24 protein-coding genes and 1 riboswitch are annotated in these 25,082 nt (G+C 37.4%); of the genes, 22 read left to right on the top strand and 2 right to left on the bottom strand.

Annotation, left to right across the window (positions count from 1 at the left end; all coding sequences use genetic code 11):
• The first annotated feature begins 99 nt into the window (after positions 1 to 99).
• The 8 genes from CALHY_RS10235 to glnA all read left to right on the top strand — a co-directional run bounded on the left by CALHY_RS10235 (position 100) and on the right by glnA (position 11,601).
• Positions 100 to 1,077, top strand: a complete 978-nt coding sequence (locus CALHY_RS10235) for a ribose-phosphate diphosphokinase (RefSeq protein ID WP_013403879.1) — start codon at positions 100 to 102, stop codon at positions 1,075 to 1,077.
• A gap of 89 nt (positions 1,078 to 1,166) precedes the next feature.
• Complete coding sequence (gene pth / locus CALHY_RS10230) at positions 1,167 to 1,736, top strand: aminoacyl-tRNA hydrolase (protein WP_013403878.1); 570 nt, start codon at positions 1,167 to 1,169, stop codon at positions 1,734 to 1,736.
• Positions 1,737 to 1,739: 3 nt separating this feature from the next.
• Positions 1,740 to 5,165, top strand: coding sequence for a transcription-repair coupling factor (gene mfd / locus CALHY_RS10225; protein ID WP_013403877.1), 3,426 nt, complete (start codon positions 1,740 to 1,742; stop codon positions 5,163 to 5,165).
• A 94-nt stretch (positions 5,166 to 5,259) separates the two neighbouring features.
• Positions 5,260 to 6,267 carry a peptidylprolyl isomerase gene (locus tag CALHY_RS10220; RefSeq protein WP_013403876.1) on the top strand — a complete coding sequence of 336 codons (1,008 nt, stop codon included), beginning with the start codon at positions 5,260 to 5,262 and terminating at the stop codon, positions 6,265 to 6,267.
• Positions 6,268 to 6,304: 37 nt separating this feature from the next.
• Entirely contained in the window at positions 6,305 to 7,675 is a 1,371-nt protein-coding gene (tilS, locus tag CALHY_RS10215) for a tRNA lysidine(34) synthetase TilS (protein ID WP_013403875.1), read from the top strand.
• Complete coding sequence (gene hpt / locus CALHY_RS10210; protein ID WP_041723186.1) at positions 7,672 to 8,211, top strand: hypoxanthine phosphoribosyltransferase; 540 nt, start codon at positions 7,672 to 7,674, stop codon at positions 8,209 to 8,211. Before tilS ends, hpt begins: the two co-directional genes overlap by 4 nt.
• A gap of 46 nt (positions 8,212 to 8,257) precedes the next feature.
• The gene (gene ftsH, locus CALHY_RS10205; protein ID WP_013403873.1) at positions 8,258 to 10,108 is read left to right on the top strand and encodes an ATP-dependent zinc metalloprotease FtsH; all 1,851 of its coding nucleotides are present in this window, start codon (positions 8,258 to 8,260) and stop codon (positions 10,106 to 10,108) included.
• A 155-nt stretch (positions 10,109 to 10,263) separates the two neighbouring features.
• On the top strand, positions 10,264 to 11,601 hold the full coding sequence (gene glnA, locus CALHY_RS10200; RefSeq protein WP_013403872.1) for a type I glutamate--ammonia ligase: 1,338 nt from the start codon (positions 10,264 to 10,266) through the stop codon (positions 11,599 to 11,601).
• A 66-nt stretch (positions 11,602 to 11,667) separates the two neighbouring features.
• On the opposite strand, the gene gltA is transcribed toward glnA, so the two are convergent.
• A complete protein-coding gene (gene gltA / locus CALHY_RS10195; RefSeq protein WP_049772023.1) occupies positions 11,668 to 13,092 on the bottom strand; it encodes an NADPH-dependent glutamate synthase in 1,425 nt (474 codons plus the stop codon).
• Complete coding sequence (locus CALHY_RS10190; protein ID WP_013403870.1) at positions 13,068 to 13,910, bottom strand: sulfide/dihydroorotate dehydrogenase-like FAD/NAD-binding protein; 843 nt, start codon at positions 13,908 to 13,910, stop codon at positions 13,068 to 13,070. Before CALHY_RS10190 ends, gltA begins: the two co-directional genes overlap by 25 nt.
• A 168-nt stretch (positions 13,911 to 14,078) precedes the next feature.
• Here CALHY_RS10190 and CALHY_RS10185 point away from each other — a divergent pair, with 168 nt between their 5' ends.
• The 14 genes from CALHY_RS10185 to lysS all read left to right on the top strand — a co-directional run bounded on the left by CALHY_RS10185 (position 14,079) and on the right by lysS (position 24,973).
• Positions 14,079 to 14,363 (top strand): sporulation transcriptional regulator SpoIIID, encoded by a 285-nt coding sequence (locus CALHY_RS10185; RefSeq protein ID WP_013403869.1) that lies wholly within the window; start codon positions 14,079 to 14,081, stop codon positions 14,361 to 14,363.
• Positions 14,364 to 14,396: 33 nt separating this feature from the next.
• A complete protein-coding gene (mazG, locus tag CALHY_RS10180) occupies positions 14,397 to 15,167 on the top strand; it encodes a nucleoside triphosphate pyrophosphohydrolase (RefSeq protein WP_013403868.1) in 771 nt (256 codons plus the stop codon).
• 88 nt (positions 15,168 to 15,255) lie between these two features.
• Positions 15,256 to 15,531 carry an HU family DNA-binding protein gene (locus CALHY_RS10175; RefSeq protein ID WP_011916753.1) on the top strand — a complete coding sequence of 92 codons (276 nt, stop codon included), beginning with the start codon at positions 15,256 to 15,258 and terminating at the stop codon, positions 15,529 to 15,531.
• Between the two features lie 153 nt (positions 15,532 to 15,684).
• Positions 15,685 to 15,927, top strand: coding sequence for an RNA-binding S4 domain-containing protein (locus tag CALHY_RS10170; protein WP_013403867.1), 243 nt, complete (start codon positions 15,685 to 15,687; stop codon positions 15,925 to 15,927).
• 94 nt (positions 15,928 to 16,021) lie between these two features.
• Positions 16,022 to 16,297, top strand: coding sequence for a YabP/YqfC family sporulation protein (locus tag CALHY_RS10165; protein ID WP_013403866.1), 276 nt, complete (start codon positions 16,022 to 16,024; stop codon positions 16,295 to 16,297).
• Complete coding sequence (gene yabQ / locus CALHY_RS10160; RefSeq protein WP_238524611.1) at positions 16,251 to 16,631, top strand: spore cortex biosynthesis protein YabQ; 381 nt, start codon at positions 16,251 to 16,253, stop codon at positions 16,629 to 16,631. The genes CALHY_RS10165 and yabQ overlap by 47 nt, the downstream gene beginning before the upstream one ends.
• A 54-nt stretch (positions 16,632 to 16,685) precedes the next feature.
• Entirely contained in the window at positions 16,686 to 16,985 is a 300-nt protein-coding gene (locus CALHY_RS10155) for an FtsB family cell division protein (protein WP_013403864.1), read from the top strand.
• A 13-nt stretch (positions 16,986 to 16,998) separates the two neighbouring features.
• A complete protein-coding gene (locus CALHY_RS10150; protein ID WP_013403863.1) occupies positions 16,999 to 17,361 on the top strand; it encodes a S1 RNA-binding domain-containing protein in 363 nt (120 codons plus the stop codon).
• A gap of 84 nt (positions 17,362 to 17,445) precedes the next feature.
• On the top strand, positions 17,446 to 18,099 hold the full coding sequence (locus CALHY_RS10145; protein ID WP_013403862.1) for a redox-sensing transcriptional repressor Rex: 654 nt from the start codon (positions 17,446 to 17,448) through the stop codon (positions 18,097 to 18,099).
• Positions 18,100 to 18,116: 17 nt separating this feature from the next.
• Positions 18,117 to 19,598, top strand: coding sequence for a threonine synthase (thrC, locus tag CALHY_RS10140; protein ID WP_013403861.1), 1,482 nt, complete (start codon positions 18,117 to 18,119; stop codon positions 19,596 to 19,598).
• A 103-nt stretch (positions 19,599 to 19,701) separates the two neighbouring features.
• Positions 19,702 to 19,858: riboswitch (M-box (ykoK) riboswitch) on the top strand.
• Positions 19,859 to 20,189: 331 nt separating this feature from the next.
• Positions 20,190 to 21,443 carry a magnesium transporter gene (locus CALHY_RS10135; RefSeq protein ID WP_013403859.1) on the top strand — a complete coding sequence of 418 codons (1,254 nt, stop codon included), beginning with the start codon at positions 20,190 to 20,192 and terminating at the stop codon, positions 21,441 to 21,443.
• Between the two features lie 33 nt (positions 21,444 to 21,476).
• Positions 21,477 to 22,724, top strand: a complete 1,248-nt coding sequence (locus tag CALHY_RS10130) for an Nramp family divalent metal transporter (RefSeq protein WP_013403858.1) — start codon at positions 21,477 to 21,479, stop codon at positions 22,722 to 22,724.
• Between the two features lie 261 nt (positions 22,725 to 22,985).
• Positions 22,986 to 23,462, top strand: coding sequence for a transcription elongation factor GreA (greA, locus tag CALHY_RS10125; protein WP_029228083.1), 477 nt, complete (start codon positions 22,986 to 22,988; stop codon positions 23,460 to 23,462).
• 23 nt (positions 23,463 to 23,485) lie between these two features.
• Positions 23,486 to 24,973, top strand: a complete 1,488-nt coding sequence (gene lysS / locus CALHY_RS10120; RefSeq protein WP_041723183.1) for a lysine--tRNA ligase — start codon at positions 23,486 to 23,488, stop codon at positions 24,971 to 24,973.
• Positions 24,974 to 25,082 lie beyond the last annotated feature (109 nt).

Below are 25,082 nucleotides of genomic sequence, written 5' to 3'. Positions count from 1 at the left end.
ATATTTTCAGAATAAATTAATTAAATTTTTTGTGTTATAATATAGGTTGCGTGGGTAAAGCAATCGAAAAAACTAACTTTTGTGCTGGGGGTAAAAAAAGTGATAACACATGGTAAAGAGATAAAAATATTTACTGGTAATTCAAACAAGGAGCTTGCAGAAGAGATAGCCAGTCACCTGGGCAAGAAACTTGGTGATGCAGAGATTGGCAGGTTTTCAGACGGGGAGATATCAGTTAGAATAAACGAAACTGTGCGCGGTGCAGATGTTTTTGTAGTCCAGTCAACCTGTCATCCTGTAAATGAAAATCTGATGGAACTATTAATCATGATTGACGCTTTCAAAAGAGCTTCGGCAGGAAGAATTACAGCTGTGATACCATACTATGGATATGCAAGACAGGACAGAAAAGCACGAGCACGCGACCCAATCACAGCAAAGCTTGTTGCAAATTTGATAACATCTGCAGGGGCAGATAGGGTCCTGACAATGGACCTTCATGCACCTCAAATTCAAGGGTTTTTTGATATACCACTTGACCATCTAATTGGTGTTCCAATTTTAGCAAAATATTTTATGGAAAATGTGAACTTAGAGAATGCTGTTGTTGTATCACCAGACCTTGGAAGTGTGACACGTGCACGCAACTTTGCAACAAAGCTTGACCTGCCGCTTGCCATAGTTGACAAAAGAAGACCCAAAGCAAATGTTGCCGAGATTATGAACATAATTGGTGATGTGAAAGACAAGACATGTTTGATGGTTGATGACATGATAGATACAGCAGGTACTATTGTTGCTGCAGCTCAGGCTCTTATGGATTACGGTGCAAAAGAAGTTTACGCGTGCTGTACGCACCCGGTTTTATCCGGACCTGCTGTTGAGAGAATACAACAGTCGCCTATTAAAGAGCTTGTTGTGCTCAACACCATTCCTCTTCCGCCTGAAAAGAGGATTGATAAGATAAAGGTGTTGTCTGTTGCAAGCCTTTTTGCTGAAGCAATAACAAGAATATACGAGGATGTGGCTATTTCCACATTGTTTGATGAATATATAAGCACAAAAGGAAACAGATAAAAATTAGTATCAAGAAGATAAATAAAGGCTGTCTTTTGAAATGTTTTAAAAGGCAGCCTGTTTTTATAAATAAAAGGAGTGAGTAGGAATTGGATTATATCATTGCAGGACTTGGGAATCCTGGTGAAAAGTATACATTTACAAGACACAATGCAGGTTTTTTGGCGATTGACTATTTAGCCCAGCTTTTCAATACAAAGGTAGATAAAATAAAGTTCAAAGGTTTGGTTGGCAGCTTTGAATATGCCGGTAAAAAGGTTTTGCTTTTAAAGCCAATGACATATATGAACGCAAGCGGAGAAAGTATCATAGAGGCAGTAAACTTTTATAAGATAAAGCCTGAAAAGCTTATTGTGATTTACGATGACATAGCCTTTGATGTTGGAGTTGTGAAGATGAGGAAAAAAGGGTCAGATGGAGGGCACAACGGCGTAAAATCAATAATACAGCGCCTTGGTACAGAAGAATTTCCAAGAATCAGAATAGGCATTGGTGTTCCAAAATATGATATGGTAAAATATGTTTTGTCTGAATTTGAAGATGGTGAAAAAGAAAAGATATTCAGAGCAATTGAAAAAGCATCAAACGGTATAAAAATCTTGCTTGAAAGTGATATGGATAGGGCAATGAATTATATAAACGGGGATGTGGTGGTGTAGGCTTTGTTAAAGGTTTTAGAAAAACTTGAAAGTTTCAAAAGGCTTGAAGAAGATGTAATAAAAAAGAGCCTTCCTCTTGTTGTTACAGGCCTTGGTGAGATGGGGAAGGCGCTTGTGGTCAAATCTCTATGTGAAAAGTTTAACAAAAAGGCGTTGTTTATCACAACTCAAAGAGCAAAGCTTGAATGGGAAAGAAGGTTTATGAGCCTTTTTAATAGTGTGGTGAGTCTACAAGAGAGAGAAAATCCTTTTGTGGTATCTTTTGCAAAGAGCAGAGATTCTGAAATTAACAGAATGGAACAATTTGTGAAGATTTTTGAGGACGGTTTTGATGTTCTCATATTAAGTAGCCAGAACCTTTTTGAAAAGTACACAAATTTAAAGTTTGATTATATCCATCTCACAGAAGGTCTTGACATTCAGCTTGAAATCCTTATAGAAAAGCTTTTAAAATTCGGATATGAAAGAGTGAAAACTGTCGAAAAGAAAGGACAGTTTTCACAAAAGGGTGGCATAGTTGATATATATCCTGTAGCAAGTAGGTACCCTGTGAGGATTGAGTTTTTTGGAGATACGATAGACACAATTAGACTTTTTGATGTTGAAACTCAGAAGTCTTTTGAAAGAATAGATAGTGTGAAGATTTACAAGGCAATTGAGTGGGATTTGGAAGAGGACTTTTCAGAAGGTTTAAAACGCGTTAAGGAAGACTACAAAAAAATGAAATTGAAATTGAAGGAAGATGGCAGAAAAAATTTAGAGGAGAGTTTCAGAGAGGTTGTAGAAGAACTTCAACTAAATGTTGAAAGACTGTATCCCTATTACTACCAACAATTTTTCTCAGTTATTGATATTTTTGGTGAATGTCTTATCTTTGTTGACGAGTACAACCAAGTCTATAGCAGCTTGAAAGCTTTTGAACAAGAGATGCAAGAGATGTTTTCAGACCTTTTAGAAAAAGGGTTTGTGCTTCCGAAGATGGCAGACTGTTATTTTACTGTTAATGAGATTTTGCAAAAGTTCTCAAGCACCATAATTCTTCAAACATTTGCATCTTCTATTAAAGAGCTTGAACTGAGAGAGATTATATCTTTCAACTTCTTTCGAGAACTTCCCACCTACAATGCTCAGAAAGAGGTTTTAATTGATGATTTGAAGTATTATATGTCAAAAAACTATACCATAAACATCTTTACAGGAAGTCGAACATCCCTTGAGGATTTAGAAGAGGCACTTTTAAAAGAAAATATACAGTTTTTTGAGCTTGATGAGCCAGAAATAGAAAAACCGGGAGTATATCTAATAGCCAAGTCTGCCGAAAAGGGCATTGAAATACATGATATCAAATGGGTTTGCCTTTCATTTTTCCATCTTGAAAAGAAAAAGGAAACAGAAGCAAAAAAGAGGGTAAAATCTAAAAAAGATACTTTTTATACTGTTGAAGATTTAAAACCTGGCGATTTTGTTGTTCACAGGACATATGGTATTGGCAAATTCTTGGGGTTTGAAAAGATTACTGTCGAAGGCACAACAAAAGAGTATGTAAAGCTTGAATATGCTAACTCTTCTTACCTATATGTTCCAACCACAAACTTAGATGTGATTGAAAAGTATATTGGAACTGATGATGTACAGCCAAAACTATCTAAGCTTGGGTCACAAGAGTGGCAAAAGCAGAAACAAAAGGTAAGAAAATCTCTTGAGGTTGTGGCAAAAGACTTGGTTGAGCTTTATGCAAAAAGACAGCTCAACAAAGGTTTTAAATTTTCGAAAGATACTGTGTGGCAAAAAGAGTTTGAAGAGAGGTTTCCATATACAGAGACAGAAGGTCAGCTTCAGGCCATAGAAGAGATTAAGAGGGATATGGAAAGTGAAAAGCCGATGGATAGAATACTTTGCGGCGATGTTGGCTATGGCAAGACTGAGGTTGCAATGAGAGCGGCCTTCAAAGCTGTGATGGATTCAAAACAGGTGGCAGTACTTGTTCCCACAACCATTCTTGCGCAGCAGCATTACATGACATTTTCTGCACGAATGAAAGATTTTCCAGTAACAATTGAGGTTCTCTCACGTTTAAAAAATGAGACACAACAAAAGAAGATAATAAAAGGGTTAAAAGAAGGTACAATTGACATTGTGATTGGTACGCACAGGCTACTTTCGAGCGATGTTAAGTTCAAAGACCTTGGTCTTTTGATTATTGATGAAGAGCACAAGTTTGGTGTTGAAGCAAAAGAGAAGATAAAAAAGCTAAAAACAAATGTTGATGTTCTGACCCTCACCGCAACACCTATACCAAGGACACTTAACATGGCACTTTTGGGAATCAGGGATTTGAGCGTGATTGAAGACCCGCCTGAAGATAGATACCCTGTGCAGACATTTGTGCTTGAGTACAATGAAAGGATAATAAAGGAGGCTATTTTGAAAGAAATTTCAAGAGGAGGTCAGGTATTTTATCTTTACAACAGGGTAAAAGACATACAAGAAGTGGCAGCTAAACTTCAAAACCTTGTGGGCGATAGTGTGAAAATTGCGTGTGCTCATGGTCAGATGGAAGAAGAGGAGCTTGAAGAGGTCTTGATTGATTTTATTGAGGGCAGGTACGATGTGCTTGTGTGTACAACAATTATAGAGTCTGGGGTTGACATGCCAAACGTCAATACACTTATTGTGGAAGACAGCGATAGACTTGGTCTTGCTCAGCTTTATCAGCTAAGAGGAAGGGTAGGTCGGTCTTCAAGGCTTGCATATGCATATTTTACATTTAGAAAAGACAAGGTGCTGTCCGAACAGGCACAGAAGAGACTTGCTGCAATAAAGGAGTTTACAGAACTTGGGTCTGGTTTTAAAATTGCCATGAGGGACCTTGAGATAAGAGGTGCTGGGTCTATTGTTGGAAAACTTCAGCATGGGCATATAAACAGTGTTGGATATGACATGTATATAAGACTTCTTTCAGAAGAGATAAGGCGTCTTAAAGGCGAAAATATACAGCCTGAGATTGAACCTCAGATAGATGTAAAGGTAAGCGCGTTTATTAGCAGCAGTTACATTGACGATGAAAAAGAGAGAATTAATATGTACAAAAAGATTTCGTCAATCGAGTCAAAAGATGATGTAAACGATATTTATGATGAGCTAATAGACAGGTTTGGAGATGTTCCAAAAGAGGTTGACAATTTAATAAAGGTTGCGTACTTGAAATGTTTGTGTAAAAAGGCAGGGATAATAAGTATTTTGCAGCTTCAAGAATGTCTTTTTAAACTTCAGTTTTTTAACAGTGAAATGATTTTAAAAGCAATGAACAAGTTTTTGCAGCAAGGACTTTCATGTTCGCAAAACAAGGACGACTGCTTACAGCTTACTTTAGAGAATAACTGGCTTGATACCCTGATAGCTATTTTAGAAGATTTACAAGAAAATTAAAAAAGTTTTTACAATTGGGGTGCTTTAAATTGACCATTTATTGTTTTATAATATTAATATTATCAAAATACTTTTAACAAAGGAGAAGGGATGTATGGATAAAAGAACTAAAATTGTGCTTTTTTCTATTGCAGCAGTTGTACTTCTGATAATTCTCATTGCTGTAACACCTGAGATTGTAAGGTATGTAGATGAAAACAGAGCAGTTGCCATAGTAAATGGCGAGAAAATAACAAAAAAGGAGTTTGCCATCAACTATAGGTCTCAGATAAACTACTATGGACTTGACAAAGCATTTTTATCCCAAAAAGTTGGAGACAAGACATATGAGCAGCAGATAAAAGAAAATGTTTTGAATGGTCTTATAATAAGACAGATTGAGCTTCAGCAGGCAAGAAAGAGAAATATTACTTTAACAGCAGCAGAAAAGAAGGCAATTGACCAGCAAATTCAGCAGTACAAATCAGACTCTCAATCGGGTGCTGAGTTCAAGCAGTATCTTCAGACAATTGGTGCAACCGAGAATGAATATAAGGACCAGGTAATAAAATCACAAATTGTTTCAAAGCTGTATGATGAGGTAACTAAAAATCAAAAAGCGACAGATGCTGAGATAGAAAGCTATTATAATTCACATAAATCAGACTTTGTTGAGGTAAAAGCAAGCCATATTTTGTTTAAGGTAAATGACTCAAAAGAGGAAGCTACAAAAAAGAAGAAGGCTGAAGAGATTTTGCAGATGATAAAAGACGGGCAGAACTTTGAAAAGCTCGCACAAAAGTATTCTGAAGATGAGACAACAAAACAAAAAGGTGGAGACCTTGGATATTTTAGAAAAGGACAGATGGTCAAAGAATTTGAAGATGCTGCCTTTTCGCTGAATATTGGTGAAATAAGCAGCATTGTCAAAACAAGTTACGGGTTTCATATTATAAAGGTGACAGATAGAAAACAGCTCTCTCTCAACGAGGTCAAGGATGAGATAAAGTCAACAATTGAGAGTCAGAAGAAGGATGAGTATTATCAGAGCTTACTTGAGAAGTGGAAAAAGGAAGCAAAGATAAAGAAGTTTGAGGATGTTTTGAAAAGCGTATCAATATAATAGTTTTTAGCTTTTAACCTTGAGGTGTGAATTTAAAGTGGAGCTTTTGGAGAAGGTAAAGAGTAACATAGAGAAATATGGAATGCTAAAAAAAGGTTTTAAGGTACTAATAGGATGTTCTGGCGGCGTTGACTCAATGGTACTGCTTGATTGCATCTGCAGGCTAAAAGATGAGTACAGCTTGGATATAACTGTTGCACACCTTAATCATATGCTAAGACCAGAGGCAGATGATGATGAGAAATTTGTAATTGAGATGTGCAAGAGGTATAATATTAAATGTATTACACGAAAAGTTGATGTTGCAAAACTAAAAAAAGAAAAAGGGCTTTCTGAAGAGGAAGCAGGAAGAAGCGCAAGATATAGTTTTTTTTATGAGATAGCCCAAGAGCTTAATATCGACAGAATACTTCTGGGGCACAACAAAAACGATGTAGTTGAAACCTTCTTTTTGAATCTGTTCAGAGGAAGTGGCATGGAAGGTCTTGCATCTGTGCCGCCTGTACGTGATATTATTGCAAGACCTCTTATAAATGTTTCAAGAGAAGAAATTGAAGAGTTTGCAAAAGTTAATAACATTCCATTTGTTGTCGATAAGACAAACTTCAGTCTCAAATATAAAAGAAACATAGTAAGAAACGAAATCTTACCACTTATAAAAGAAAAATTTGGAGAAAGTGTGTTAAATACCATTTTTCGAACAGTCGAAATAATAAGAGAAGAGAGTGACCAGATAGAAGAACTTGCTCAGAAATATTTTCAGGAATGTGTTCAAAAAGAGGATATTTACTATGTTTTAAATATTGAAAAGACAAAAAATCTTCCAGCATTTTTACGAAGAAGAATTATAAAAATGATACTTGAATATTTTAACTCCGCAATTTCGTACGATATGTTAAAAGAGATTGAAGATCTATTTTCTCTTCCGTCTGGCAAGAAAAAGTTATATAAAGATCTGGTTGTTGAGAAGCAAAATGATTCGCTGGTATTTTACAGAAAAGCTGAAGAAAGTTCTTTTTGTTTTGAAATTTGTTTAGACAAGGAACATCAAATATTTTACAAAAATTTCAAGTTTAATATTAAAACTACTCACAAAATAGAAAATCAGAAGAGCATATACATCGATATTCAGCAGATTGCAGAAAATAAGATCTTTCTCAGAACAAGAAGAGATGGTGATTTTATTTATCTTAAAGCGGGTAAGAAAAAATTAAAAGATTGGTTCATCGACAAAAAGATTCCCAAACGATGGCGCGACTCCATTTTACTTCTTGCAAAAGACAGCGAAGTGATTGCTATATTTGATATTTATTCAAATATAGTTACCATAAATCAGAAGTACAAAATAAAACCAGATACAAGGACTTTCTTGGAAATTGAATTTACAAAAATGGAAGGAGACGGATGACAGTGAAAGATATATCGTTCAAAGTGAAGGAGATTTTAATCACCGAGGAGCAGATAAAACAAAAGGTAAAAGAGCTCGGACAAAAAATTTCTGAAGATTATAAAGATAGTGACGATTTTTTGATGGTGTGTATTTTAAAAGGTGGGGTCATTTTCATGGCAGATTTACTCAGACAGATAACAATTCCTGTTAAGATAGAGTTCATGGCAGTGTCAAGCTATGGAAACTCAACATCTTCATCGGGAATTGTAAGAATTCTCAAAGACCTTGACACAAGCATAGAAGGCAAGGATGTTTTGCTTGTGGAGGACATTGTTGACACAGGTCTGACGTTGAGGTATATAACCGAATATTTGAGGGGAAGAAAACCAAGGAGTTTAAAAATTTGTACCATGCTTGACAAGCCCAGTAGACGAAAGGTGGATGTAGAGATACATTACAAAGGGTTTGAGATACCAGACAAGTTTGTAATTGGTTATGGGCTTGATTATGCAGGACTTTACAGGAACCTGCCTTATATAGGCGTTTTGGAATAGAATAAAATTTAATCTTAGAATATTTGAAGGGAGTGCCTATTTACAATTGAGGAACCTATTTAAAACTGCAACAATTTATATTCTGATAGCCCTTGTGATTTTGTTACTTGTAGATATTTTAAGTGGAGGGCTTTCGTACAATCAGCTCTTTTCAAATTTAAGCGAAAGAAGAGAAGTCATTTATTCAGAGCTTATAAACGACATAAACGACGGTAAAGTGTCAAGGATTGTTCTGAGCTATAACAATGTGTCTGGTCAGTACGCAGACGGGACCAAGTTTGACAATGTGTTTGTACCTTCTCCAGACAAGTTTTTGGACCAGATACAACCAGCCATCCAGGCAAAGAAGATTCAAATAGTGACAAAAGAACCTCCGCAGGTTCCATGGTGGCTTTCGACCTTTTTGCCAATGCTAATCTTTGCTGGCTTGATGATTTTTGTATGGATATTCATGCTGCAGCAGACCCAGGGCGGCGGCAGCAAGATAATGTCGTTTACAAAATCGCGTGCAAAGACAATCCAGGACCTTAAAAGGAAGGTCACGTTTGCAGACGTTGCAGGTGCAGATGAAGAAAAAGAAGAGCTCAAAGAGGTTATTGATTTTCTCAAAAACCCAAGAAAGTATATTGAACTTGGTGCAAGAATTCCGAAAGGAATTTTGCTTGTTGGACCGCCTGGAACAGGTAAAACCCTTTTAGCAAAAGCAGTTGCAGGCGAGGCAGGAGTTCCATTTTTTAGCATTTCCGGTTCTGACTTTGTTGAGATGTTTGTTGGTGTTGGCGCAGCAAGAGTAAGGGATTTATTTGACCAGGCAAAGAGAAATGCTCCGTGTGTTGTGTTTATAGACGAGATAGACGCAGTTGGTAGGCACAGGGGAGCAGGGCTTGGCGGTGGTCATGACGAAAGAGAGCAGACACTCAATCAGCTTCTTGTTGAGATGGACGGGTTTGGAACAAACGAAGGGATAATTGTAATGGCGGCAACCAACAGACCTGACATATTGGACCCTGCACTTTTGCGACCTGGCAGATTTGACAGGCAGATTGTTGTAAATGTTCCAGACGCAAAGGCAAGAGAGGAGATTTTAAAAGTTCATGCACGAAACAAGCCTCTTGGTGAAGATGTTGACCTATCTCAAATAGCAAAGATTACAGCTGGGTTTACTGGCGCTGACCTTGAAAATCTTTTAAATGAGGCTGCCCTTTTGGCAGCAAGGAAAGGTAAAAGACAGATTAACATGGAAGAGGTTCAGGAAGCTGTGGCAAAGGTGTTGATGGGACCTGAAAAAAGAAGCAGAGTTTACACTGAAAAAGAAAAGAAACTTACAGCATACCATGAAGCAGGTCATGCAATTGTTCGTACCATGATTCCTGATTCAGAACCTGTCCATGAGGTTTCAATTATACCAAGAGGGTATGCCGGTGGATACACTATGTATCTTCCAAAGGAAGACAAGTTCTATGCATCAAAATCTGATATGATGAGAGAAATTGTAACTTTGCTGGGCGGAAGAGTTGCAGAAAAGCTTGTTTTGGAAGATGTATCAACAGGTGCAGCATCTGATATAAAAAGAGCAACCAAGATTGCAAGGGACATGGTAACAAAATATGGAATGTCTGATAAGCTTGGTCCCATGACCTTTGGAACAGAGCAAGAAGAGGTGTTTTTGGGAAGGGACCTTGCGCTTGCAAGGAACTACTCTGAGGAAGTTGCTGCTGAAATAGACAGGGAGATCAAGAGCATTATTGAAGAAGCCTATAAAAAGGCTGAAGAGATACTTAAAGCGAACATTGATAAGCTTCACAAGGTGGCAAATGCGCTTTTAGAAAAAGAAAAGCTCACAGGCGAAGAGTTCAGAAAACTTGTTTTTGAAGATGCTCAGCCACAGCCGGCTTAAAAAAGTGTGAAAGATTAAAAAAATGTAGTTGCATTTTTTCGAAGAATATAATATAATAAAATTGAAAGGACAAAGGCGTCCTGAAGTTTAAGGTGGGCGTCTTTGTCCTTTTTTGTTTATGTATCAAAAATCTTTAAATGGAGGGGAATTTGGTAATGAAGAATTACACCAAGGAAGACATCATTCGCATATGCAAGGAGCAGGATGTAAAATTTATAAGGCTTCAGTTTGTGGATATTTTCGGAATTTTAAAGAATGTTGCAGTCCCTGTTGAGCAGCTTGAAGCAGTGTTGAACAATGAAATTATGTTTGATGGTTCGTCAATCGAAGGGTTTGTGAGAATTCAGGAATCTGATATGTATTTAAGACCAGATCTTAACACATTCACAATTTTCCCATGGAGACCGTCACCAAACAAAGTAGCAAGGTTAATTTGCGACGTTTACCTTCCAGATGGAACACCGTTCCCTGGCTGTCCACGCGGTGTGTTAAAGAAGATGCTCAAAAAGGCTGAAGAGATGGGATTTAAGTTTTTTGTTGGTCCAGAGATAGAATTTTTCTTGTTCCTCACAGACGAGAACGGTAACCCAACTTTGCAGACACATGACCAGGGCGGATATTTCGATTTAGCACCTGTTGATTTGGGTGAGGATGCAAGAAGAGACATGGTATTGACCTTGGAAGAGATGGGATTTGAGATAGAAGCATCTCACCATGAGGTTGCACCTGGCCAGCATGAGATTGACTTTAAATACGACGATGCACTCTATACAGCTGACAATGTTGTGACATTCAAGCTTGTTGTAAAGACAATTGCACAAAGACATGGCCTGCATGCAACATTCATGCCAAAGCCAATATTTGGAATTAATGGTTCTGGAATGCATACAAATATGTCTCTTGCAAGGGTATCTGACGGCAAGAATGCATTTTTAGACCCAAATGACAAGCTCCAGCTTTCAAAAGAGGCATATTACTTCATTGGTGGTCTTATGAAGCACGCAAGAGAGTTTGCGCTTGTTACAAATCCACTTGTAAACTCATACAAGAGGTTAGTGCCAGGGTATGAGGCACCAGTTTACATTGCATGGTCACCAAGGAACAGAAGCCCGCTCATAAGAGTTCCTGCTAAAAGAGGTCAGGCAACAAGAGTTGAGTTAAGGTGTCCAGACCCCTCAGCAAATCCATACCTTGCATTTGCAGCAGTTTTAGCAGCTGGGCTTGACGGCATTAAGAACAAGATTGAGCCGCCAGAACCAGTTGAAGAAAACATCTTCGTAATGAGCGAAGAGGAAAGAGCAAAACGCGGAATTGGAAGCTTGCCAGGAAGCTTAGAAGAGGCAATCAAAGAGTTTGAAAACAGCGCTCTTATGAGAGAGACACTTGGAGATCACATCTTTGAAAAGTACTTAGAAGCAAAGAAGCTTGAATGGGACGATTACAGAACAAAAGTACATCAATGGGAGATTGACTCATATCTTACAAAGTACTAATTTAATAGTGAAGGCTGCCATCTCAAAAGAGAGAAGGCAGCCTTTATTTGTATTTTAGTGTAAGGATTAAAGATTTTCATGCTTTTTAGCATTAAGATACCTGTCAATGTTCTCTGCCGCTTTCTTTCCCATCCCCATTGCAAGAATGACAGTGGCTGCGCCTGTGACAATGTCACCTCCTGCAAAAACACCTTCAATGTTTGTCATGAGGCTTTCATCTACCTTAATAGACCCGTTGGGGTTTAGTTCAAGGTCAGGTACAGCTTTTTTGACAAGTGGATTTGGGCTTTGTCCAATTGCAACAATGAAGTTGTCTGCTTCAAAGACAAAGTTTGAACCATGTACAGGTTTTACGCTTCGTCTGCCTGAGGAATCTTCCTCAGATAACTTCATTTTTACAAGTTCCAAAGCTCTGACATGGCCCGACTCATCACCTATGAATCTTACAGGGCTTACAAGTTCAACTATTTTTATTCCCTCTTCTTTTGCATGCAGAATTTCTTCTTTTCTTGCAGGCATCTCAGCCTCAGTTCTTCGGTAGAGGATATAAACCTCACTTCCAAGGCGTCTTGCCACTCTTGCTGCGTCCATTGCAACGTTCCCGCCACCAATTACACCGACCTTCTTGCCAAGTTTGATTGGTGTGTCATATTCAGGGAACTTGTATGCCTTCATGAGGTTTATCCTTGTCAAGAATTCATTTGCGGAATATATCCCGTTTAAAAGTTCACCTTCAATGTTCAGAAAATTGGGAAGTCCAGCGCCAGAGCTTATAAATACAGCATCAAACCCTTCCTGCTTTAAATCTTCCAAGTCAAATGTCTTGCCGAATATCATGTTTGTTCTAAAATCAACGCCCATCTTCTTTAGATTTTCAATCTCCCACTCAACAACCTCCTTTGGAAGTCTGAACTCAGGTATACCATAGTACAACACTCCGCCAAGCTTATGAAACGCTTCAAATATTGTTACTTCATAGCCCATCTTTGCCAAGGAAGAAGCACATGAAAGTCCTGCAGGTCCAGAACCAATTATTGCAACCTTTCTGCCGTTTGGTTGAGGCTTTGAAAATTCAAACTCACAGTTTTGTCTGAACCAATCAGCGACAAACCTCTCGAGTTTGCCAATAGCAATTGGTTCACCTTTTATTCCACGAACACAGTTCTGTTCGCACTGAGTTTCCTGAGGACATACGCGCCCGCATATAGCGGGAAGAAGGTTTGTCTCAAGTATCTTAAAGTAGCTTTCTTTGAATTTTTTTTCCTTTATAAGCTGAATGAACTCAGGAATCTTGACTTCAACAGGACAGCCTTTTACACACGGTGCATTTTTACACTGCAAACATCTTTGTGCCTCCATAGCAGCTTCATCAGGTGTGTAGCCAAAACACACTTCATCAAAGTTGTGTATCCTCTCAATAGGTTCCTGTTCCTTGATAGGAACTCTTTTCAATACGTCCAATTTCTCTACTCCCCCAATCCAATTTTGCATTTGTGTTCTTTGTACGAAATATTTTCAAGGTCTTGATAGTAGGAATTTCTTATCATAAGTCCGTCAAAGTCAACTTCAAATCCGTTAAAAATAGGGCCGTCAACACAAGCAAACTTTACTTCATTTCCAATCTTTACTCTACATCCGCCACACATTCCTGTCCCATCCACCATAATTGGATTGAGACTGACCAAGGTCTTGATTGAAAACCTTTTTGTTATGTCAACAACTGCTTTCATCATTGGGACTGGTCCTACGGCAAATATTTCATCATACCTTTTGCCACTTTCTAAAAGCTCATTCAAGATGTCTGTAACAAATCCTTTTTTTCCATAGGAGCCGTCGTTTGTGGAGATGTAGAGATTATTGCAATATTTTTTTAACTCATCCTCAAAAAAGATGTTTTCTTTTGACCTTCCTCCAATGATGATATCTATGTTTTTGCCTTGGCTGTGAAGCATCTTTACCTTTGAAAATATTGCTGGTATTCCAAGTCCACCTGCAATGAAGAGGTAGTCATTATCTTCCGGGCTGTGTTCATATGGCATGCCAAGCGGCCCGACAAAATCAATAATTCTGTCACCGGGGTTTAGCTGAGATAAAAGTGAGGTTGTTTTTCCTACAACCTGAAATATGATGTATACTATTCCCTTTTCATTGTCAAAATCTGCAATTGTAAGAGGAATCCTTTCACCGTTTTCTGTAACTCTTAAGATAACAAACTGGCCGGGCTTTGCCTTTTTTGCAACCTGTGGGGAGTATATGCCCATGAGCCATACATTTGGTGCTAAGTTTTGCTTTATAACAATCTCATTCATTTTTTATCACCCATGTTAACACAGATTTTAATATATAGTATCAAAAAAGCTATGAAAATTCAAACATAAAGTTTGACAAAAACTTGACTATTACTCTTTTGTAGGGAAAGCTTCTTTGAAATGTAGCATATAATCCTAAGTAAGAGAAATGTTCTGGAGGACAAGACGTTGAAGGAGGATATTGAAAAAAGAGCTCTTCTTGCAGCAGAAATTATGATTAAGTACAATGCAACTGTGAGAAAGGTTGCAAGGATTTTGGGTGTGTCAAAGTCCACAATTCACAATGACCTTACAGAAAGGCTTTTGTACATTGACAAAGGGCTTTACAGGCAGGTAAGAGCTATATTAGAAAGAAATAAGCAAGAGAGGCACATAAGAGGAGGGCTTGCAACCAAGAGAAAGTACCTTATCAAAAAATCACAGCTTCTTTCTAAAAATAGTGGTATAATATAGCTTATAAAAATCTGGTGCAGGAGAGGTCAAAAGATGAGAGCAAGCTTTGAGGAACTTGTAGAAATAATGGACATACTCAGGAGTAAATGTCCGTGGGATAGACAGCAGACACATGAAAGTCTTAAAAAGTACCTCATCGAAGAGACATATGAAGTTATTGAAGCTATAGATGAAAAAGACTTTACAAAACTTAAAGAAGAACTTGGAGACCTGCTTTTACAAGTAGTATTTCATGCCAAAATTGCTCAGGAAAACGGTAGATTTGATATCTACGAGGTTATTTATGATATCTGTCAGAAGATGAAGAGAAGGCATACACATGTATTCGGTAGCGACAACTTTTCAACCGCTGAAGAGGTGCTTCAGAACTGGGATAAAATTAAAAACAATGAAAAAGAAATTGAAACCATTACAGATAGTATGAAAAGAATTCCGAAACATCTTCCAGCTCTTATGAGAAGTTATAAGGTTCAAGAAAAAGCAGCTAAAGTAGGTTTTGATTGGGAAAGTTTCGAAGGTGCTCTAAATAAGGTATATGAAGAGCTTGAAGAACTGAAAGAGTGTTTGTCGAAGAATGATAAAAAAGAGAAAATTGAAGAAGAAATTGGCGATATTCTTTTTGCAGTTGTGAATATAGCCAGATTTTTTGAAGTTGACCCTGAAGAAGCCTTGCACAGAACAGTTAAGAAGTTCATAACCAGATTTTCATATGTAGAGGAAAGTGCCTCCAAACAAGGCAAGAAATTGAATGAAATGACCCTTGAAGATATGGACAAATTTTGGGAAGAGGCAAAAAAAGTTTAGAAAAGGCTTGAAAAAAGAAGGATTTTTGATATAAATATAGAATAGAAATATTTAGAATATCACAAAATACGCGAGGAGGTAAGAAAGAATGAACAAAACAGATTTGATTTCGGCAATGGCAGAGAAGAGCGGTCTTACAAAGAAGGATGCTGAAAAGGCACTAAATGCGTTTGTAGATGCAGTAACAGAGGCACTCTCTAAGGGGGAAAAGGTTCAGCTTGTTGGTTTTGGTTCATTTGAGGTAAGAGAGAGGGCAGAAAGAGTTGGTAGAAATCCTCAAACTCAAGAAGAGATAAAGATTCCAGCAACAAAGGTACCTGTGTTCAAAGCAGGCAAGATGTTGAAAGATGCTGTTGCAAAATAGGTTTTTTGGTCGAGATAGAGTTTTTTAAAAAAGAGGGGTAAAACCTTGTTTTAGTTTTAACTCGGCTGCAGCCAGTTTTTAGCTGCAGCCATAAATTTTTCACCACTTTTATGATTTTTCAAAAAGGTTCAAAGAAGGTGGGGACTTTAAAAAATGCGAATAGACAAGTATCTAAAAGTGTCGAGAATTATCAAAAGAAGGACTTTGGCTCAGCAAGCATGTGAAGCGGGAAGAGTATTTGTGAACGGAAAAGTAGCAAAACCATCAACAGATGTCAAAGTTGGAGATGTCATTGAGGTACACTTTGGTGACAGGGTTTTTAAATGCAAAGTGACAAGTGTTGATGAAAAGGTCCAAAAGAATCTGGCAAGTTCAATGTATGAAGTGATGGAGTAAGGTTTTCTGAAGAGGTTTTGACATAATTTTTTGTCAGAATAAATATAGTTATTATTGTGATGCTGAGAATATTTTTGAAGGATGCCACATGGTAATGGATGAAAGAAAAAATCTAAAGTCTAAGATTCACAATGTGCTTATTGAGAACAGGGAAAAGATAACAATAAATGGCGTTGATGATGTTGAGAGCTTTGATGAGAACAATATCATACTTATTGTCAATGATGAATTGCTTGTAATAAAAGGGTTTGACCTTAGAATAAATAAAATAAACACAGAGACAGGTGAGGTATTCATAGAAGGACAGATTTATTCGCTTGAGTATGGTGAAAGTCCCAAAAAAGGACTGCTTTCGCGACTTTTTAAATGAGAGGCGAAAAAGATTGCCGGCAAGCGTATTTGAGCAGATTTCGGATTTTACAAGCTGTTTTTTCCTTGGGTTTGCAGTAGGAGTTGTATTTGATTCATTCTTTTTCAAAAGAATATTGAAACGCCGCACAAAAGAAATTTTATTTTTTATATCTTCAATTCTATCCACGGCAATATTGATAGCGGGTCTTATGTTTATAAATTTTTATACACTCAAATGGTACACTTTTTTGGCAATAGCTTGCGGTATTTATGTTTATAAAAATACCATTTCGCCACTCTATAAAGGATTTTTAAAAAAGGTGAACAAAGTTTTATCTTTTAATAAAAGATGAATTGTGATAGAATATAACTACACTTTTGAGAGTTTCCAAAAAGGAAGACAAGCCGTGAAAAAATTATTTAAAGTTCTCAAGAGAGTTTTTGTGCTTATATTTGTAATAGCCTTTTTTGTATATTCTGCTACTACAGTTTTTAAGCAGCAAATGATTTTAAGACAGGTAAAGGCTCAGCAGCGGGAAGTCATTGTCCAGATAGAAAAAATCAAAAAAGAAAATGAATATCTAAAAAGGCTCGCGCAGTATGTTGGGACAAAAGACTACATTCAGCAGGTGGCGAGGGAAAAGCTTGGGCTTGTTGGCAAGGATGAGATTGTGTTTATAGATAAGAACAAAAAGAAAAAAGAGTAGAGGAGGCTATTTTGTGTCAATCAAAAGAGGTCAAATATTAGAAGGTATTGTAAAGGGCATAACACAGTTTGGTGCGTTTGTTGAGTTACCAAGCGGCAAAGTTGGGCTTGTTCATATCTCAGAAGTGGCAGACGAGTACGTTGAAGATATTAAAAAGTATTTGAAAGAAAATCAAACTGTTAAAGTAAAGGTTATTAATGTAAAAGAAGATGGTAAAATTAGCCTATCAATAAAGAGAGCAAAGGAAACAATGAAAAGAGAAAAAGAGAAAAAAAGAGCTAAAGATGATTTTGAAGCAAAACTTTCAAAGTTTTTAAAAGACAGCAATCAAAAGCTTAGTGAATACAACAAACGATTTGACGGGAAAAGAAGATAACAGCCTGTTTTAAAATTGAAACAGGCTTTTAATTTAGAAGAAGTATGTCAAAAAAATATCAAAAGAAGATAAGGGGGAGGAAAATTGTTCAAAAAAAAGAACATTTCACTTGCGGTTATAAGAAGACTGCCGAGGTATCTTCGGTATGTTGAAGACCTTTTAAACCATGATGTTATGAGAATATCCTCGTCAGAGCTGAGCCAGAGAATGGGTTATACGGCTTCCCAGGTAAGGCAAGACTTCAACAATTTTGGCGGGTTTGGTCAGCAAGGATATGGTTACAGCACACAGGTTCTTTATGAGAATCTTGTAAAAATTTTGGGACTTGACAGGAATTTTAAAATGGTCATTGTGGGAGTAGGTAACCTTGGGCAAGCACTGGCAAACTATGCTAACTTCTATAAAAAGGGGTTTAGACTCATTGGACTTTTTGACATTGACCCTCAAAAGGTAGGAAAAGCTATCCGCAATATAAAGATTGAGCATATTGACAAGCTTAAGGATTTTATAAAGAAGAACGATGTTGACATAGGTGTTCTGTGTGTGCCAGCAGATGTTGCGCAAGAGGTTGCAGATATAATGGTTGAAGGAGGGATAAAGGGTATTTGGAATTTTACTGCAAAGGAGATTGAAGTAAAAGGTGATGTAGTTGTTGAGAATGTGCATCTGATTGACAGTCTCATGGTACTGTCGTACAAGCTAAATGAAAAACTTCTTGAAAAAGAGAGAATAAAGTAAGACTTGAGGTGAAATGGATGCGATATATAAGTACAAGAGGAAATAAAGAGGTGCAGGCAAAAGAGGCTATTTACAGGGGAATAGCTGAGGATGGTGGGCTTTACACCCCTGTTTCAATTCCTTCTCTTGATTTAAGTAAGATAAAAAACATAGACTCTTACGCAAATCTTGCAAAATATATATTTGAGCTCTACCTTACTGATTTTACGAATGAAGAAATTGCTGATTGCATTGACAAGTCATATAGCCGTGGCAAGTTTGACACAAAAGATGTTGTGGCTATCAAAAAGCTCAGCCCGGGTCTTTTTGCTCTTGAGCTTTGGCACGGTCCGACGTACGCTTTCAAAGACGTTGCATTGCAGGTGCTTCCTCATCTTTTGCTAAAATCAATGCCCACTTTTTACAAACAGGCACTCATACTTGTTGCAACATCAGGCGATACTGGCAAAGCTGCCTTGGAAGGGTTTAAGGATGTTGATAGAACAAAGATAGTTGTGTTTTATCCATCTGAGGGTGTGTCAGATGTTCAGAAAAGACAGATGACAACCCAGGAAGGCAGAAACACTTTTGTTGCCGGGATAAAAGGCAATTTTGACGATGCCCAATCTGGCGTGAAGGAGATTTTCACAAGCAAAAAATGCATAGATACAATCGAAAATCTGGGGTTTTTCTTTACCTCTGCAAACTCAATAAATTTTGGTAGGCTTCTTCCACAGATTGTATACTATATCTGGAGTTATCTGGTGCTTTTAAAGGCTGGAGATATATCTGAAGGTGAAAAGATAAACTTTGTTGTTCCGACAGGCAATTTTGGCAATATATTGGCAGGTTTTATTGCAAAACTTATGGGAATTCCTATAAATAAGCTGATTGTTGCTTCGAACATAAACAGTGTGGTTGCCGATTTTGTCAGGACAGGCTTATATGACAGAAGAAGAGAGTTTTACAAAACAATCTCACCTTCAATGGATATTCTTGTTGCAAGTAATTTGGAAAGGTTATTGTATTTGGTAACAAAAGATTCAGAAAGAGTAAAAAAATACATGTTAGATTTGAAAAGTGATGGGTATTTCAAAGTTGAAGAAGAAGTTTTAAAAGAGATTCAGGAAAGTTTCTGGGGTGATTTTTCCACAGATGACCAGACAAGAAATAGTATAAAGAGTATTTACCGCGAGTATGGCTATCTTGTTGACCCGCACTCTGCTGTTGGGTTTGATGTTTACAGAAAGTACCAGAAGCAGACGTTTGATAGTACAAAAACGGTTGTACTTCAAACTGCAAATCCTTACAAGTTTGCAAAAGATGTTTTGAACGCTTTGTTTGATGGTGAATATAATAATATTGACCCGTTTGAAGCGGTAGAGATTTTGTATGCAAAGACAGGTGTTGAGGTCCCGGAGGGGATTAAAAGTCTTCTTTCAAAGCCAATTTTGCATCCTAACGTGATAGAAAAAGACAAGATGTTTGATTTTATATTAGAGAAAATAAGAGATAATTAAAGAAATTTAAAAAAAATATCCGGAAAACATAAAAATTTTGCCGAAAAAGGGTTGAAAAATGAAAAAATTGTGCTAAAATAGAAGTTGAAAAAATGAATATTGCAAGATATCTCGGTAGGCGAGGCTCCTACAGGGATATAGGCTGCTGCCGCGAAAGATTGGAGACAATCTGAGCTGGTGAACAGGTTTTGCCGAAACCAAGGCATAACCTAATGCAGCTTTTTATGCCGTGTAGTGCCAAAGCTTGTACGAGGTAGCTTTAAAAAGGGCAGAAGTGTGCTTTCACCTCGTTTTTAAGCTTTGGGTGAAAGCACTTTTTGTTTCTAATAGCAATGTATAAAATTTTGCTATTGCGAAAATTCTTCTTAAAGAAGGAGTTGAGAGAAAAGATGGATTCTGGTCCTGTGAGTAAGCAGGATTGGACAGCAAAAAGCAATTGTACTTTGGAATGTGGAGGGGTGCTAATTTTTCTCTGTTTTGAAGAAAATAAAGGGATAAATACACCTTTTTGCAAATAGATTTTAAAGGCTTTTAGCACCCCTCCACCAAATGACACCAAAAATAAAAATTCAAAAAAGGAGGGGTGCTAAAATGCCAAACGTCACAAGCTTTTATCTTAGCAGAGTAATCGGCAACAAGGTCTTTTCAGAAGAAAAGAAGGTTGTAGGAAGGCTTTTAGACTTGGTTGTTGATGCAAGTTATATAAGACCCAAAGTGATTGCTGCAAAGGTAAAAAGTGGCGGTCAAACTCAAATTGTGGACTTTTCGTTTTTCATAATCTACAAGGAAAAAGGTCAGTACGTGATTGAAACAAGGAACTTAAAGCCAATCGATGTGAAAAAAGAAGACACCATTATGCTTGTTCGTCATATACTTGACAAGCAGATTGTTGATATGAACGGCAGAAAAGTTGTGAGGGTAAATGATATAAGACTTGCAGTACTTTCTACAGGTGTTTATGTAATAGCTGTAGATATCGGTCTTGAAGGACTTTTGAGAAGGCTTGGTCTTGCAAAGCCCCTGAAAAAGGTGTTAAAACCGCTTGGTAAAAACATTCCTTCGCGTTTGATTTTGTGGGATGATGTACAGCCGCTTGCATCTCCAAGGCTTGATTTGAAACTTTCAACCACATATTCAAAGCTTGCTACCTTGCATCCTTCGGATTTGGCAGACATTATTGAAGAACTTGACAAAAAGACGCAAGCTTATATCTTTTCGACTCTGGATGAGGAAAAGGCTGCAGATGTTTTGGAAGAGCTTGAGGTTGAAGCACAGAGAAATGTTTTAGAGAGTCTTCCTGTTGAAAAGGCGGCGGATGTGCTTGAGAAAATGCCGGCTGATGAGGTTGCAGATATTCTGGACGAGATAAAAGAGGAAAGAGCAGAAGAGCTTCTAAATAGTATGGAAAAAGAAGCATCAGAAGAAGTCAAAGAACTTATGGAGTATCCCGAAAACAGTGTTGGCGCGATAATGACAACCGATTTTATCTCGTTCAAGACACATTTCACAGTTGAGCAGACAATAGAGGAGCTAAGACGCTTAAAACCTGAACCAGATGAAATTTATTATCTGTATGTTGTTGACAATGATGAAAGGCTTTGCGGGGTTGTATCTTTGCGCGACTTGGTAATCTCTGAGCCTCAAACACCGCTTTATGAGATAATGAACAGGGACGTGGTTTGTGTCAAAGACACTGACAATGTTAATTCTCTTGTTGAGATTATTTCAAAATATAGTCTTCTTGCTGTGCCTGTTGTGAATGAGAGCAAGAAACTCATTGGAGTTGTCATTATAAACGACATTGTATATGAACTATTGAAGATGAAAAGAAAACTGTTGCTGTAGATAATAGGTTGATACGAAAGAGGTGATGTAAAGATGGCACAGACAACAAGAAGCACCAGACTAAGAAATATTCTTTTAATTTTAAGTGTAATTGGGCCAGGACTTGTGACTGCAACAGCTGACAATGATGCATCGGGTATCGCAACATATGCAATGGTAGGTTCCATGTTTGGTTACAAGATGCTGTGGGGACTTTTTCTTATAACCATAAGCTTGGCAGTAATTCAAGAGATGGCGGCAAGAATGGGTGTTGTAACTGGCAAGGGACTTTCTGACCTTATAAGAGAAAACTTTGGTGTGAAGATGACATTTTTTGCGATGGTGACCCTTTTGATTGCCAACTTTACAACAACAGTTGGCGAGTTTGCAGGAATTGCAGCAAGTCTTGAAATATTTGGTATATCAAAATATATCTCTGTACCTCTTACTTCTATTTTTGTTTGGTATATTATTAACAAAGGTTCATATAAAAAAACTGAGAAGTTCTTTTTGGGCCTTATGGTAATTTATGTTAGCTATATAATTTCGGGATTTTTAGCCAAACCAGACTGGAAAGAGGTGTTCAAAAACACATTTGTACCCTCATTTAGTTTTGAGCCCAGTTTTGTATTGATTTTTATTGCCATGATAGGTACCACGATAACGCCATGGATGCAGTTTTACTTGCAGTCATCTGTTGTGGATAAAGGAGTTGATGTTAAGAACCTTAAGTACCAGCGATGGGATGTGTTTTTGGGAGCCTTCTGGACAGACTTTATTGCGTTTTTCATAGTTGTTGCAACAGCAGCAACACTTTACAAGCACGGGATTAGAATTGAAACAGCAGAAGATGCAGCAAAAGCGCTTCAGCCGTTTGCAGGAAAATATGCGTCAAGCCTTTTTGCGATAGGGCTTTTTGGTGCATCACTTTTAGGTGCACATATTCTGCCACTTTCAACAGCGTATGCTATAACTGAGGCGTTTGGTTTTGAAAATGGACTCGACAAGAAATTCAAAGAAGCACCTGCATTTTATGGGATAATACTTCTTTTTATTGTAATAGGTGCGGGAATAATTTTACTCCCAAATATACCGCTAATTAAACTTATGATAATAGCTCAGGAGATAAATGGAATTTTGCTTCCAATAATTCTCATTTACATGCTCAAGCTCACAAACGACAAAGAAATCATGGGTGAGTATGTGAATTCAAAACTATTTAATGTAATTGCATGGGTGACAGTTGTGTTCATAATAATTTTAACATTGATTTTGCTTGTACAGCCATTCTTGAATATATAAACCTTCCTGGGACTGTTTGACGTTTGCTTTTTGGAGAGAAAGCTTTAAACTATTATGATAAGTTTAGCCGCAGATAGTTTTCATCAAAAAACTGTCTGAGGCTTTTCTTTTTCTTCACTTGACATGAAGCACATCTTTGGTTTATAATTGACAAAAGTTAAAATGTACAAGCATAAATTGAAGTGGTTTGAATTAAAATTAATCATAAAAAATAAAGTCTATTTTCTTTTTGAAAAAGGGGAGGAAAAAATGGCAAGAGAAATGGATACAGCAAAATATCAACTTTCTCGTGAAGCATATGAAAAGTACTTAAAAGAGCTCGAAAATTTAAAGACAGTAAAAAGAAAAGAGGTTGCAGAAAAGATAAAGGTTGCGCGTTCGTTTGGTGACCTTTCGGAAAACTCCGAGTATGATGAGGCAAAGGCAGAACAGGCAGCTTTAGAAGAAAGAATTGCGTATTTAGAACAGCTTATCAATAATGCCAAGATTATCGATAAAGATGAAGTTTCAACTGATTTTGTTGGAATTGGTACAAACGTGAAAATTCAGAATTTAGATACTGGGGATGTATTTGAATATTCAATAGTTGGGTCAAAGGAAGCAGACCCTTTGAATTTTAAGATTTCTGATGAGTCGCCTGTTGGCAAGGCTTTGATGGGGAAGAAAGTTGGGGATGTTGTTGAGGTGAGTGTACCTGCAGGAAAGTTCAGATATAAGATACTTGAGATATCAAAATAAAAAGACGGAGTTGGTGAGTGGGGATGCAGGATTTTGAGTTTACACAGGAAGAGCTAAACGAACAGATACAGAACAGGATAAAAAAACTAAAAGAACTTCAGCAGAATAAATACAATCCATATGAAAAGGTAAAGTACGACCCGACACATTATTCCGCTGATATTAAAGAAAACTTTGAAGTATTTGAAGGTAAGTTTGTCTGTGTTGCAGGAAGAATGCTTTCAAAAAGAGGTCATGGCAAGGCTTCATTTGTCGATATTTTGGACACAAAAGGAAAAATCCAGATTTATATAAAGATTGATGAGGTTGGAGAAGAAAAGTACGAGGAGTTCAAAGAGTATTATGATATTGGAGATATAATAGGTGTAAAAGGTGAGGTTTTCAAGACTCACAAGGGCGAAATTTCGGTAAAGGCGAAAGAGATTGAGATGCTCACCAAGTGTTTGCGACCACTTCCTGAAAAGTGGCATGGGCTCAGAGATATTGATACAAGGTATAGAAAAAGGTATCTTGATCTAATTGTAAATCCACAAGTTCGAGATACTTTTATCAAAAGAAGTTTAATAATCCGTTCAATCCGCAAATTTTTAGATGACAGGGGATTTTTGGAGGTAGAAACTCCTGTTTTGAGCCCTGTTGCAGGTGGTGCTGCTGCAAGACCTTTTATTACTCATCACAATGCTTTGGACATTGACCTGTATTTGAGAATTGCAACAGAGCTTCACTTAAAAAGACTTATAGTTGGTGGGTTTGATAAGGTATACGAGCTTGGTCGTGTGTTTAGAAATGAAGGTATTTCAATAAAACACAACCCTGAATTTACAACCATTGAGATTTACCAAGCATATGCCGACTACAAGGATATGATGAACCTTACAGAAGAGCTCATCACAACAGTTGCAAAAGAGGTTTTGGGCACATTAAAAATAACATATCAAGGGCAGGAGATTGACCTGACACCGCCATGGCAAAGACTTACCATGGTTGAAGCAATCAAAAAGTATGTTGGTGTTGACTTTGAAAATGTGAATTCTATAGATGAAGCAAGAAAAATTGCAAAAGATCTTGGGATTGAGGTTGAGGAAAACTGGCAGGTAGGTCATATTATAAATGAGATATTTGAAAAGAAAGTAGAAGATTTTCTTGTTCAGCCAACATTTATAATGGACTATCCGGTTGAGGTTTCTCCGCTTGCAAAAAGAAAGAAAGACAATCCACAGTTTACAGAGAGGTTTGAGCTTTTCATCACTTGCAGGGAATTAGCCAACGCATTTTCAGAGCTCAACGACCCGTTTGACCAGAAAGAGAGATTTTTAGAGCAGCTTAAAGAAAGGCAAAGAGGTAACCAAGAAGCCCACATGATGGATGAGGACTTTATAGAAGCGCTTGAGTACGGCATGCCACCGACAGGTGGGCTTGGAATAGGAATTGACAGGCTGGTTATGCTTCTGACAGATTCATATTCAATCAGAGATGTGTTACTTTTCCCAACAATGCGACCGAAGGATTAGTAAAAGAGGAAGGGGCAGTTTTGTTTTATTTTGAAAAAGCTGCCCCTTTTTTTAGAATACTATAATCTTTTAATTGTGCTATAATAGTAAGGGAAGGTAAAATGGGAAA

It is taken from the genome of Caldicellulosiruptor hydrothermalis 108 (genome assembly GCF_000166355.1).
GTDB classification, from domain to species: domain Bacteria; phylum Bacillota; class Thermoanaerobacteria; order Caldicellulosiruptorales; family Caldicellulosiruptoraceae; genus Caldicellulosiruptor; species Caldicellulosiruptor hydrothermalis.
The sequence above is the reverse complement of the archived record's forward strand: the minus strand, read 5'-3'. Positions and strand labels throughout refer to the sequence as shown.